This window comes from Deinococcus grandis, assembly GCF_001485435.1.
Lineage (GTDB): Bacteria > Deinococcota > Deinococci > Deinococcales > Deinococcaceae > Deinococcus > Deinococcus grandis.
In genome coordinates, this window is sequence record NZ_BCMS01000001.1 from 2,982,880 (window position 1) to 2,995,267 (window position 12,388).

At 69.4% G+C, this 12,388-nt stretch carries 12 protein-coding genes; 6 read left to right on the forward strand and 6 right to left on the reverse strand.

Going from position 1 to position 12,388, the window contains the following annotated elements:
• Positions 1 to 546 carry a molybdenum cofactor guanylyltransferase gene (mobA, locus tag DEIGR_RS14345; protein ID WP_322787162.1) on the reverse strand — a complete coding sequence of 182 codons (546 nt, stop codon included), beginning with the start codon at positions 544 to 546 and terminating at the stop codon, positions 1 to 3.
• Between the two features lie 20 nt (positions 547 to 566).
• The gene (locus DEIGR_RS14350; protein ID WP_058978259.1) at positions 567 to 2,012 is read right to left on the reverse strand and encodes an aldehyde dehydrogenase family protein; all 1,446 of its coding nucleotides are present in this window, start codon (positions 2,010 to 2,012) and stop codon (positions 567 to 569) included.
• Positions 2,013 to 2,192: 180 nt separating this feature from the next.
• On the opposite strand from DEIGR_RS14350, the gene DEIGR_RS14355 reads away from it, so the two are divergent.
• Positions 2,193 to 2,630 (forward strand): hypothetical protein, encoded by a 438-nt coding sequence (locus DEIGR_RS14355; protein WP_058978260.1) that lies wholly within the window; start codon positions 2,193 to 2,195, stop codon positions 2,628 to 2,630.
• A gap of 76 nt (positions 2,631 to 2,706) precedes the next feature.
• On the opposite strand, the gene DEIGR_RS14360 is transcribed toward DEIGR_RS14355, so the two are convergent.
• The 4 genes from DEIGR_RS14360 to DEIGR_RS14375 all read right to left on the reverse strand — a co-directional run bounded on the left by DEIGR_RS14360 (position 2,707) and on the right by DEIGR_RS14375 (position 8,028).
• Positions 2,707 to 3,858: a prepilin peptidase gene (locus DEIGR_RS14360; RefSeq protein WP_058978261.1), complete on the reverse strand. Its 1,152-nt coding sequence runs from the start codon at positions 3,856 to 3,858 to the stop codon at positions 2,707 to 2,709.
• 67 nt (positions 3,859 to 3,925) lie between these two features.
• The gene (locus tag DEIGR_RS14365; RefSeq protein ID WP_058978262.1) at positions 3,926 to 4,435 is read right to left on the reverse strand and encodes a hypothetical protein; all 510 of its coding nucleotides are present in this window, start codon (positions 4,433 to 4,435) and stop codon (positions 3,926 to 3,928) included.
• Between the two features lie 131 nt (positions 4,436 to 4,566).
• Entirely contained in the window at positions 4,567 to 6,057 is a 1,491-nt protein-coding gene (rimO, locus tag DEIGR_RS14370) for a 30S ribosomal protein S12 methylthiotransferase RimO (protein ID WP_058978785.1), read from the reverse strand.
• Positions 6,058 to 6,162: 105 nt separating this feature from the next.
• The gene (locus DEIGR_RS14375; protein ID WP_083524076.1) at positions 6,163 to 8,028 is read right to left on the reverse strand and encodes an alpha/beta fold hydrolase; all 1,866 of its coding nucleotides are present in this window, start codon (positions 8,026 to 8,028) and stop codon (positions 6,163 to 6,165) included.
• 249 nt (positions 8,029 to 8,277) lie between these two features.
• On the opposite strand from DEIGR_RS14375, the gene minD reads away from it, so the two are divergent.
• The 5 genes from minD (at position 8,278) to DEIGR_RS14400 (ending at position 12,388) form a co-directional block, all read left to right on the forward strand.
• Entirely contained in the window at positions 8,278 to 9,078 is an 801-nt protein-coding gene (gene minD, locus DEIGR_RS14380) for a septum site-determining protein MinD (protein ID WP_058978263.1), read from the forward strand.
• Position 9,079: 1 nt separating this feature from the next.
• A complete protein-coding gene (gene minE, locus DEIGR_RS14385; protein ID WP_046843977.1) occupies positions 9,080 to 9,331 on the forward strand; it encodes a cell division topological specificity factor MinE in 252 nt (83 codons plus the stop codon).
• Between the two features lie 196 nt (positions 9,332 to 9,527).
• Positions 9,528 to 10,595, forward strand: a complete 1,068-nt coding sequence (locus DEIGR_RS14390; protein ID WP_058978264.1) for an FtsW/RodA/SpoVE family cell cycle protein — start codon at positions 9,528 to 9,530, stop codon at positions 10,593 to 10,595.
• A 198-nt stretch (positions 10,596 to 10,793) separates the two neighbouring features.
• On the forward strand, positions 10,794 to 11,354 hold the full coding sequence (locus DEIGR_RS14395) for a dihydrofolate reductase family protein (protein WP_058978265.1): 561 nt from the start codon (positions 10,794 to 10,796) through the stop codon (positions 11,352 to 11,354).
• A gap of 89 nt (positions 11,355 to 11,443) precedes the next feature.
• Positions 11,444 to 12,388 (forward strand): aldo/keto reductase family protein, encoded by a 945-nt coding sequence (locus DEIGR_RS14400; protein WP_058978266.1) that lies wholly within the window; start codon positions 11,444 to 11,446, stop codon positions 12,386 to 12,388.

The following is a 12,388-nucleotide window of genomic DNA, read 5'->3' on the forward strand; positions in this document are numbered from 1 at the left end:
TCAGCAGGCGCCGGGCAGGTCGGCGGGCGTGTTCACGTTGCGCAGCAGGGCCGGGTCCAGGCCGGGCACGTGCCGGACGTGCGGGGCGGTGACGGCGAAACGCAGGCGGCGTTCGCCCGCGTTGAGCAGGTCGGTGACGTGCGCGCGCAGGCTGGTGTGGTACAGCGCGGCGAGCGGCTGGGGGCGTTTCAGTCCGTCGAGGGCCTGCACGCCGAGCACGCCGGGCGCGCGGGCGGCGAGCAGGGTGTCCCAGTAGTCGCGTGTCAGGCAGGGCAGGTCCACGCCGGTGAAGGCCACCCAGCCGTCCGCGGCGGCGTGCAGCGCGGCCTCCAGTGCGGCCAGGGGGCCCTCGCCGGGGCGGGTGTCGGGCGTGACGCGCCAGCCGGGCATGTGGTACCGGCCTTCGGGCGCGATGATCAGGCGGATGGCAGCGTGGGCCAGGGGCGTGCAGGCGCGGTCCAGCAGCGTGCGGCCCTGCCAGGTCACGAGAGCCTTGTCGCTCCCGAAGCGGCTGGAGCGGCCTCCGGCAGTGACGACGCCGGTCACGTCAGCCCAGGGCTCCCGGGTCATTCGCGCGGTCCGCTCTGGCGTTCGAGGAGGCGCAGCGCCCACGCGACCAGCCGTGGGCCGGGGCGGCCGTAGGGGGGGTACAGGAAGCGCACGGGGCTGCGGGCGGGTTCGGTCAGGACGGCGCGTTCGTGGCTGAAGGCGCGGAAGCCGTGCTCGCCGTGGTAGCTGCCCATGCCGCTGGGGCCGACGCCACCGAAGGGCAGGTGCGGGTTGCTGAGGTGCACGACGGTGCCGTTCACGACCATGCCGCCGCTGGTGGTTTCGCGCTGCACGCGGCGGGTGACCCCGTCGTCGCCGCTGAACAGGTACAGGGCCAGGGGGGCGTCCAGGCGACGAATGAGGTTCAGGGCGTCGTCCATCGAGCGGTACGTGACGACCGGGAGGACCGGGCCGAACAGTTCCTCCTGCATCAGGGGCATGTCGGGCGTGACGTCCGCCACGACGGTCGGTGAGATGAAGCGCTCGGCGGGGCTGAACTCGCCGCCCAGCACGATCCGGGCGCCCATCTGCACGCTCTGGCGGGTCAGGCGTTCCAGCCGCTCGACGCTGGCGGCGTCCACCATGCGGCCGTAGTCGGGTCCGGCGCGCAGCCACGCGCGGTCGCCGTAGCGGCGGGCGATGACCTCGTCCAGGCGCAGGATCAGCGCGTCCCGCTGCGCCTCGGGCACCAGGGCGTAGTCCGGCGCGACGCAGGTCTGCCCGGCGTTGAGCAGTTTGCCCCACGCGAGCCGCTCGGCGGTCAGGTTCAGGTCGGCGCTGCGGTCGATCAGGGCGGGGCTTTTGCCGCCCAGTTCCAGCGTGACGCTGGTCAGATTGGCGCTCGCGGCGCGCATGACGTGCTTGCCGACGGCGGTGCTGCCCGTGAAGAAGATGTGATCGAAGGGCAGTTCGGTCAGGAAGCGGGCGGTGTCCGCGTCGCCCTCCACGACGGCCACGAGCGCCGGGTCGAAGGTGGCCTCCAGCAGCTCGCGCAGCGCGCGGGCCACGTTGGGGGCCTTCTCGCTGGGTTTCAGGATGACGGTGTTCCCGGCCGCGAGGCTCGCCACCAGCGGCGCCAGGGCGAGGTTCACGGGGTAGTTCCAGGGGCTGAGGACCAGCGTGACGCCGCGCGCCTGCGGCTGGATCTCGCTGCGGGCGCCCACCAGCACGACCGGGGTGTCCACGCGGCGGGCGGCCATCCAGCGCGGCAGTCGGCGGATGGCGTGCTGGATTTCCTCCAGGACAGGGTGCAGTTCGGTGACCTCGGCCTCGGCGCGGCTCTTGCCCAGGTCGGCGCGCAGGGCGTCGGCCAGGGACACGCGGTGGGCCTTGATGGCGTCGTGCAGGCGGCGCAGGATCGCCTGCCGCTGCGCCGGGGTGCTCTGCGCGGCCGTCCAGCGGTGCGCACGCTGACGCTCGAACAGCGCCTGGAGGTCGGTGGGGAGCGGCTGGGTCTGCGTCATGGTCGCACCTCGTGAACTGGGAACGGGCCGGAAACCGGGAGGGATTGAACCCAGTATAAGTCTGCACCGAGCCTTCAGCGGCCCTTCAGTGACCCGTCACAAAGGGAGCAACCTGACACTCTGCGCCGCGCGGTCAGGCACAGACTGGCCCGTTCAAATCAGTTCAACGGAGGCACCATCATGAAAAAGATTCTGTTCATGCCCGCCCTGGCCCTGGCCCTCGGTTCCTGCGCCATGATGTACGCCCCCATGACCTACACGCTGGCCAAGCAGCCGGCGGGCGGCGCCCTGAGCTCCAGCGGCACCGTGACCACCACGCGTGACGGGATGACCGTCATGACGAGCGCCATGGTCAGCGGCCTCGCCCCGAACACCTACTACGTCGCGCACTACCACGTGCAGGGCACCGCCAGCACCGACCCGTGCAGCAGCGGCGGCGCGCCCATCATGAGCAGCATGATCGTCGGCCAGAGTGACGCGATGGGCATGCTGAAACTGTCCGGCAGCGTGGCAGCCGCCGACGTCATGAACGCCACATACTTCAACATCCACACCGCCAAGGACGCCAGCGGCGCACCCGCCGACGCCGGCGTGACCTGCACCAGCGTCAAGATGTAACAGCAGACGGCAGAAAGCAGATGGCGGAGGTTCCGTGACCGGGCCTCCGCCATCTGCCATTCGCCATCTGCCTTTCCTACAGCCCCAGCATCTCGCGGTAACTGCCGATCAGCGCGCCGCCCCACAGCAGGGCCACCACGGCGCCCAGTGCGAGGAACGGCCCGAACTTCACGCGGTTCTCGCTGCGCAGGGCGAGCTGCGCCACGCCGAAGATCGCCCCGGCAAACACCGCGACGACCAGCGCCAGCAGCAGCCGCTCCCAGCCCAGGAACGCGCCGATCACGGCGGCGAGCTTCACGTCCCCGAAACCCATGGCGCTGGCGTCCACCTGCGTGTCGTCGGCGGCGCCGTCGTCCTCGCGGTGGCGACGCCAGTGCAGCCACCAGTACACGCCGCACGCGAGCGACACCGCCCCGGCGGCCGCCAGGGCGCCCTGCACCATCAGGATCATGCCCGGGCCGTACCCGGCGCTGCCCAGCATCACGCTGACGAGCAGCCCGCCCAGCGTGAGCAGTTCCGGGATGCGGATCACGCGGCGCGCCGCGACGTTCACCAGCGCGGACAGCAGGCCCACGACCGCCCCCCACCACGGGCCCAGCCACGCGCCCGCCAGCAGGCCGAGGCTGATCTGCTGGTACCCGATGGGAAACTCCGGGAAGGACCGCTCGCGGAAGCGGCGCAGCACCCACGACCCGAACTGGTTGATCGCCACGACCACCCCGGCGCCCAGCAGCGCGCCCTGCACCGCGCCCGCGAGGTCCGGGAGGCCCTCCACGCCCGCGCGCCCGTTCAGGACGCCGAACAGGACCCCCAGCGCCACGCCGGGCAGGGTCAGTTCGTCGGGAATGGTGTACGTGTCCAGGTCGATGGCACTGCCCACCAGCAGCAGGGTAAACAGCACCATCAGGCCCAGCGCGCCCCAGCCGACCGTCAGCGGGGGAAACAGCGCCGCGATGGCCGCGTACCCGATCCCGGTCAGGAGTTCCACGACCGGGTAACGCGCCTTGATGGGCGCCCTGCAGTAGCGGCACTTCCCGCCCAGGCTCAGCCAGGAGAACACGGGCACCAGATCGATGACACCCAGACGGTGGTCGCAGTTCGGGCAGTGGCTGGGAGGGAACGCGATGTTCTCCCCGCGCGGCAGCCGCCAGATGAGCACATTCGAGAACGAGCCCACCAGCAGGCCCAGCAGCCCGGCGAAGATCACGAGAAGGACGTCAGGGGTCACCCCGGCAGTTTAGGGAACATTCATCACGGGTGTCTTGCAGACCTTCCCGGCCGCGCACACTTCCGGCCTAGACCCCCAGCGTATGCAGCGCGTCCAGCCACGCGCGCAGCGGCAGCGGCACCCACGTCACCCCGTCCGGCAGGGGGGCCGGGGCGTGCGGGAGGTCCAGGCGGGCGATCTCGGCCTCCAGCGCGCGCAGGGCCGCCTCAACGTCTACATACCCTTTCTCGCCCGGTGGGATCAGGGAGGTGCGGGTCAGCGCCCCGGCCCGTTCCAGGTCCGCCCAGTTCAGGCGGTACACGTCCTCGTACACGAACGACACCTGTGGTTTGCCCGTCACGTCGGCCGTGAAGCGCACCGGGGGATAGCAGTCGCCGTCGGTGATCGTCACCTTCGCCCCGCACGCCGCACAGGTGAAACTGCCGACCAGCCCGTAGCGACTGCCCCCGTAGCGCAGCGCCTCATGCGGCGTGCAGCCACAGTTCGGGCAGACCGTGAAGATCGGCACGTCCAGCAGCCACGTACTCGGCGGCCGCCCCGCGCGATTGCCGGGTCGATTGAAATGCAGTCGGATCACCCCCGCAGTCTCCCCCATCCCCGCGTGAGCTGCCGCCCGATAACGGTGAAGGGGCGGGCCATCTGAGCAGCCCACCCCCTTCTATCCGCCCGGTGGAGGGCCACAGGGCCGCCCGGCCACCGGAGTTCAGTTCAGTGCTTGCCGAAGTGGCCCAGTTGCGGCACGTTGGGGCGCCACGTGGGCGTCTCGACGACCTCGCCGTACAGGTCGTACTCGTCGCTGTCCTCGATGCGCACGCGGACGATGTCCCCGATCTTCACGGCTCCGGCGAACTCGGCGGCGTACACGTACACCTGCCCGTCGATGCCGGGCGCGTCGCCCTTCGTGCGGCCGATGAGTTTCGTGCCGGGCTGGTCGTCCTCGTCATCGTTGAACTCGTCGATGATGACGTCCATGACGGTCCCGACCTTCTCGGCGAGCTTCTCGGCGCTGATGCGCTGGGCGACCTCCATGAAGCGCGCGAGGCGCTCCTCCTTGACCTCCTGCGGCACCGCGCCGGGCAGCGCGTTCGCGTCCGCTTCCTCGACGTCGCTGTACGCGAAGGCCCCCACGCGGTCCAGGCGGGCGTCCTCCAGGAACGTCAGCAGCTCCTGGAAGTCCGCTTCGGTCTCGCCGGGGAAGCCCACGATGAACGTCGAGCGGATCACGAGTTCCGGGCAGATCTCGCGCCAGCGGCGGATGGTGTCGAGCTGCTTGCCCGCGCCGGGGCGGCGCATGGCGCGCAGCACCTTCGGGCTGGCGTGCTGCAGCGGCACGTCCAGGTACGGGAGGATCTTGCCCGCAGCCATGAGTTCCACGATCTTCTCGACGTGCGGGTACGGGTACACGTAGTGCATGCGCACCCACGCACCCATCTCGCCGAGTTTCACGGCGAGGTCGGTCAGGTGCGCGCGGACCTGCTCGCCCTGGAATTCGGACTCGCGGTAGCGGACGTCCACGCCGTAAGCGCTGGTGTCCTGGCTGATGATCATGAGTTCCTTCGTGCCGCCCGCAATCAGCCGGAACGCCTCGTACAGCACCGCGCCCGCGTCCCGCGACACCTGCAGGCCGCGCAGTTTCGGGATGATGCAGAACGAGCAGGTGTGGTTACAGCCCTCGGCGATCTTCACGTACGCGTAGTGGCGCGGCGTGAGCTTCACGCTGGGCGCGAACACGTCCCCGTGCCGGGTGTCCTCACGGGCGGGCTGCTCGGCCCCGGCGCGCATGCCGGGCGCGGCGACCGGCAGCAGGCCCGTGAAGGCGTCCGTCTCGATGGGCAGCAGCGTGCGCACGTGGCCCATCACGTCGTCCACCGCCTCGCTGCCGGTGATGGCCGCGACCTTCGGGTGGCGTTCCATGATCTTCTCCGGGCGTTCACCCAGGCAGCCGGTCACGATGACCTTCCCGGTCGCGTCCAGCGCCTCGCCGATCGCGTTCAGGGACTCCTCCACGGCGGGCGTGATGAACCCACAGGTATTCACGATCACCGCGTCGGCGTCCTCGTAACTGGGCGCGACCTCGTACCCCTCCACACGCAATTGCGTCAGGATCCGCTCGCTGTCCACCAGCGCCTTCGGGCACCCCAGGCTGATGAACCCCACCTTCCTCGCGCCCGCGTTGGCGGGCTTCACTGCTTCCGTCATGCTCACTCCTCGCCACGCCACACCCGCTCGGGCGGGGGCACGGCATTTCAGCCCGCCACTCTACCGTGACGGGCCGCAGGGGGATGGAACTGGATTACAGGTGGGTCACTGGCAGTCGCGGACGGTCAGCTGACCGTTCAGGTCCGGGCGGAGCGTACGGCCCGCCAGCAGGCCCTGGGCGGTGCGGTCGATGATGCGGCGCATCTCCAGCTTGGCGTAGCTCAGGCGCTGCTCGCGCAGCGAGAGGCTGCTCAGGGTGGGCTGAGCGAAGCACAGCGCGCCGCTCTGCACGTTCAGCGTCTTGACGGGCACGACGGTCCTCTCGCCGGGCAGCGGCAGGGCCGCGCAGGTGCTCAGCTTGGCCGTGGGCATCTTGCCGGTCAGGAAGTACTCGGTGATGGGCGTGTCCACGCAGGCGGTGCCGTACGGGAACGCGGCGTGCTGCGGCTCGTCGTCGATGAAGATCATCTTCGCGCCCGGCGTGCTGTTCAGGGCCTTCAGGGCGCCTTCCTGCGCGGTGGCGGGATCGAGTTCGTTCTGGAGCATCAGGACGGGCGGCATGTTCGCGGGAATGGCGGGCTGCTTGACGCTGGGGCCACCCTTCCACTGGTAGCAGGCGTTGGCGACCGAGGCCCCGCCGAGCAGCGGGTACGCCTTGGCCTCCTGCTCGTCGCGGGTGCGGGCGGCGGTCAGGTCGGTGGGCCAGGCGGTATCGTTGCAGGTCACGGCCGTGAACACCGAGGAGGACGCGTCCAGTTCGACGGGGGTCGGCGCGGGGTTACGCACGTCCTCGCGGATCTGGAGGAACATCAGCGCCAGCTGCCGGGCCAGGTCGTTGGTCTCGGCGTCCGGGAAGTAGGTCTGCTTCAGGGCCAGGGCGCCCAGTTCGTCGGTCGTGGCGGTGGGGTTGGTCCTGATCAGGCCGCTGAGCACGGCGGCGGGTTTCAGGACGACGCCGATCAGGGGCAGGTTGTCGCGGCCGTACATGAACTGCGCGATGTAGCGGCTGGTGATGAAGCGCAGGTTCTCTTCCAGGCCGTTCTGCGTGGCGTACACGTCACTGCCGGTCGCGCCCAGCCCGAAGTACGCGTTCTGACGCGCCAGGTACGGGGCGACCGCGTCACGGAAGTCCCGTTCGAAGGCCATGGGCTGGAAGCCGAAGGTCTCCTCGAAGGGCGCGTTGAAGGACGTGTTCCCGTCGAGCAGCATGCGGCCGGTGTGTTCGGGGAACAGCTTGGCGTACCAGGAGCCCAGCCACGTGCCGTACGAGTACCCGATGTAGTTCAGTTGCTGGTCGCCCATGAGCTGCCGCGCGAGGTTCAGGTCGCGGGCGGTCGCGTCGGTGTTCACGAAGGGCGTGATGGGGTTTTTCTGGCAGGCCAGGGCGGTCAGTTTCCCCTCGCGGATCATGGCCTGGACGTTCGCCTCGCTGCGGTCCGTGGCGGGCGGGCGGATGGGGGCGCTCAGTTCGTTCGTGCCGCAGTTCAGGCGGGTGCTGGCGCCCACGCCGCGCGGGGAGAAACCGATCAGGTCGAACTGCTCGGTCATGGTCTTCAGGTTCTCGGCGGCGGGCGTGTCGATGACGCCGTTTTCCCAGTAGAAGCCGAACAGGGGCGCGAAGGCCAGGCCGTCGCCGCCGGGGCCGCCGGGGTTGAAGAAGATCGAGCCCTGGCGTTTCTTGCCGTCGGCGGCGGCGTAGCGGATCAGGGACACGCTGGCCTTCCCGGCGGCGGGGTTGCTCCAGTCCAGGGGGACGCTCAGGTCGGCGCAGCTCAGGCGGGTGCCGAGCGCCCCGAACAGTTGCGTGTCGTCGCTGCCCAGGATGGTGGGGTCGCAGGTGGTCCAGTTCAGTTTCTGGCCGGTGAAGGGAGCCAGGGGGTCGGGGGTGGGCTTGGTGTCGGGCGTCTGGGGGGGTTTGCAGGCGACGAGGGTGGTCGTCAGGGTCAGCAGGGCGAGGGCCGCTCGTTTCATGGTGGTGCCTCCGGTGCGTTCGGGTCTGGGCCTTCATGGAACGTGCATGGCACGCTCACGCTGCGACCCGGCCAGAGCGTAACGCCTGCCCCCATCCGGGTGCATCCCGAACTGACTTGACATTCAATTCAGTTCGTGGTGGCCCCCACCCTCATCAGGCGGTCGCGCCGGTCCGCGGCGCCACCACCCGCCCGGCCCGCCGCAGGTCGGTGCACACCCCCTCATTCGGGCGCGCTACACTGCCGGGACATGAATGCCAAGGTGATTGTCGTCACGTCCGGGAAGGGGGGCGTGGGCAAAACCACGACCACCGCGAATATCGGTGCGGCCCTCGCGAAGCTCGGCGAGAAGGTCGCCGTCATCGACGTGGACGTGGGTCTGCGCAACCTCGACGTGGTGATGGGCCTGGAGTCCCGCGTGGTGTTCGATCTCGTGGACGTGCTGGAAGGCAAGTGCCGCATGAGTCAGGCGCTGATCCGCGACAAGCGCGTGGAGAACCTGTACCTGCTGCCCGCGTCGCAGACACGTGACAAGGACGCCCTGGACCCCGAGGTGTTCAAGGGCGTGGTGCGGGACCTGGTGGAGCAGGAGGGCTTCACGCGCATCCTGATCGACTCCCCGGCGGGGATCGAGTCGGGGTTCCGCACGGCCGCCGCGCCGGCCGAGGGCGCGCTGGTCGTGGTGAACCCCGAGGTGTCCAGCGTGCGTGACGCGGACCGCATCATCGGGCTGCTGGAGGCGCAGCAGGTCAACGAGATCCGGCTGGTGATCAACCGCCTGCGACCCAAGATGGTCGCGAGCGGCAATATGCTCTCGGAGGCGGACATCCTCGACATCCTGGGTGTGAAACCGATCGGGATCATCCCGGAGGACGAGGGGATCATCGTGAGCACGAACGTCGGGGAGCCGGCGGTGCTGGGCAAGACGAAGGCCGGGGAGGCGTTCATGGCGACCGCGCGGCGCCTGAAGGGCGAGGACGTGCCGTACCCGAAGTTCGAGGAGGACCGGGGTTTCCTGGCGGCGCTGCGCCGCCTGTTCGGGGGGGCGTGACGTGTTTTCCTGGATGAAGCGGGGCCGCAGCAAGGAGACGCTCAAGGACCGCCTGGAGCTGGTGCTGGCGTACGACCGGGCGCAGATTCCGCCCGGTAAGGTGGACGCGCTGCGCAACGACCTGCTGGAGGTCGTGCGGCGCTACTTCCCGGCGGGGAACAGCAGCGTGGAGATCGAGCAGCGCGGCGATATGGTCGTGCTGATGGCGAACATCCCGCTGGACGAGCCGCCGACGGGTGGCCGCACCCGCTGACCGCGGGCCTGCAGGTTCGGAGGGGCGTCGGGGGCTGAGCCTGACGCCCCCTCTTCTGCTGGATTCACGGGGGACGGAAAGCAGCCCGCGCTGCCGCCGGGGATCACTGGATGAGAGCCGGGCCAGCGGCTCTTAGGATTTTCTGGTCGCCGGGCCCTACGCTGGGGGGCGTGACCTGCCCCGCCCGGAGTGCCCCGTGAAGTACGACCTGCGTTTTCCCGTGATCATCGCCCTGCTGCTGGCGGCGGGCCTGCTGACCGTCAGCACGGCGGCGCTGTCGCCGCGCGCCTCGGAGGGCATCTTCGTGAAGCAGGTGCTGGGCGTGCTGCTGGCGGCCGTGCCGCTGGGCGTGCTGTGGTGGGCGGGCCGCGACCGGATCTACCGCTTCGCGCCGCACCTGTTCGGGCTGGCGCTGCTGTTGCAGGCGAGTACGTTCGTGATCGGCAAGGAAGTCAACGGGCAGAAGAACTGGATCATGCTGGGGCCCATTCAGTTCCAGCCGCTGGAACTCACGAAACTGGCCCTGATCCTGATGCTGGCCCTCGTGCTGCGCGGCGGCTTCAAGGGGCTGCCCACGTACGCGCGGGCGCTGGCGGTGTTCCTCCCGGCGGTGGGACTGGTCGTCGTGAACGACTTCGGCGGGGCGATGGTCCTGAGTGTCATGTTCGGCGTGATGCTGCTCGCGGCGCGTATTCCCTGGTGGCACGCGGCGCTGGCGGTCCTGGCGCTGGGCGTGGCCGTGCCGACCGTGCTGTTTCCGCACCTGGAGGAGTACCAGCAGAAACGCCTGACGATCTTCGTGAATCCGTACCAGGATCCGCGCGGGGCGGGGTATCAGGTGATCCAGAGCATCATCGCGGTCGGGTCGGGCGGCATCGAGGGCAAGGGGTACAAGCAGGGCAGTCAGTCGCACAACGGGTTCCTGCCGGAGGCGCACACGGATTTCGCGTTCAGCACCTGGGCCGAGGAGCAGGGACTGGTGGGCGCGCTGGGCGTGCTGGCGCTGTACGGGGCGCTGTTCTGGGGGCTGGCGGGCATGGCGGCGCAGTCGCCGAGGTTGCAGGATCAGGTGCTGTTCGCGGGCATCCTGGGACAGATCGGCTTTCAGGTCATCGAGAACATCGGCGCGGCCCTGAGCGTGCTGCCGCTGACGGGCATCACGCTGCCGCTGATCAGCTACGGCCTGAGCAGTCTGGTGGCCACCCTGACGACGCTGGGCGTGGCGTACGTGGTGTACCGCGACCGCCTGGACGGGCAGATCTGACCGCCGTCTGATACGGGACTCAAGTGATTCCACATCACTCTGAGTCGCCCGGTGGCCCCCTCACCCTTCCGTCGCTTCGCTCCTCCCTCCCTCTAGAGGGGACAACGGAACGCGATCACGGTGCAAGCAGGTCAATTTAATCCCGTCTGAGCCGCCGGGCGGATGGGCAACCGGGCGGGGGCCGGGTAGGCTGGGGGCATGACGACCTTCCGGGTGTTCATCGCGACCAGTCTGGACGGGTTCATCGCGCGGCCCGACGGGCGGCTGGACTGGCTGCCGGGCGCCACGCCGGACGGGGTGCCCGCCCCGTCGGGTGAGGATCACGGCTTCGGGGCGTTCATGGCGGGGGTCGAGGTGGTCGTGATGGGCCGCGCGACCTTCGGAGCGGTGCGGGATTTCAGCCCGTGGCCGTATGCCGGGACGCGACTGCTGGTCCTGAGCCGCACCCTGACCGGGGCGGACATCCCGGAGGACCTGCGGCGCGAGGGGGTCGAAGTCCACCCGGGGCCGGTGGAGGTCCTGGCGGCGGAACTGCGCGAGCAGGGCGTGGGGGGCGTGTACGTGGACGGCGGGCAGACCGTGCAGGCGTTCCTGCGGGCGGGACTGCTGGATGAGCTGACCGTGACGCGCGTGCCGGTGCTGCTGGGCGAGGGGATCCCTCTGTTCGGCCCGCTGGGCGGGGACGTGTGGTGGGTCCACCAGGGCACGCAGGCCTTCCCGTCGGGGCTGGTGCAGGACTCTTACCGGGTGCGGCGCTGATCCACAGCTCCGGGGGATGGTGATGAGGCTTTCTTTATCCAGTCTCCATCTGACGTGCCCAGGATGCTTTAAGAGATAAAGTGTCGCGCATGGAATACCGGAACCTCGGCAGGAGTGGTCTGAAGGTCAGTGAAGTCGCCCTGGGCGGCTGGGAAACCTACGGCATCAACCAGGACGCCTCGGCGATGGTGCGCGAGATCGTCACCGCCGCGTACGAGGGCGGCGTGAACTTCTTCGATCAGGCCGACATCTACGCCAAGGGCCGCAGCGAGGAACTCATGGGCGCCGCCCTGAAGGAGTTCCCCCGTCACACGCTGGTCATCAGCTCGAAGGTGTACTGGCCCATGAGCGACGACGTGAACGACCGTGGCCTGAGCCGCAAGCACGTCCTGCACAGCATCGACGGCAGCCTCAAGCGCCTGGGCACCGATCACCTCGACATCTACTTCGCGCACCGCTACGACCCGGACGTGCCCATGGAGGAGATCGTCATGGCCTTCGATCAGGTCATCCGCGACGGCAAGGCGCTGTACTGGGGCACGAGCATGTGGCCCGCGGCGCGCATCGCGCAGGCGGTCGAGTTCGCGAAGGCCAACGGCCTGCACGCGCCCGTCACCGAGCAGCCCGAGTACTCCATGATCCGCCGCGACCGCGTCGAGGGCGAGATCCTCCCGTACACCGAGGAGGCGGGCGTGGGTCTGGTCGTCTGGAGCCCCCTGGCGATGGGCCTGCTGACCGGCAAGTACGACGCGGGCAAACCCGAGGGCGCGCGCCTGACCGAGAAGGAGAACTGGGGCAAGAACTTCCTGACGGAGGAGAACATCCAGAAGGTGCGCGACCTGAAACCCATCGCGGACGACCTGGGCATCACCCGCGCGCAGCTGGCCCTGGCGTGGATCCTGCGTCAGAAGGGCGTGAGCAGCGTCATCACGGGCGCCACGAAGGTCCAGCAGATCGAGGACACCGTGAAGGCGGCGGGCGTGCGCCTGAGCAGCGACGCCGTGGAGCAGATCGAGAGCATCCTCAAACGCTGA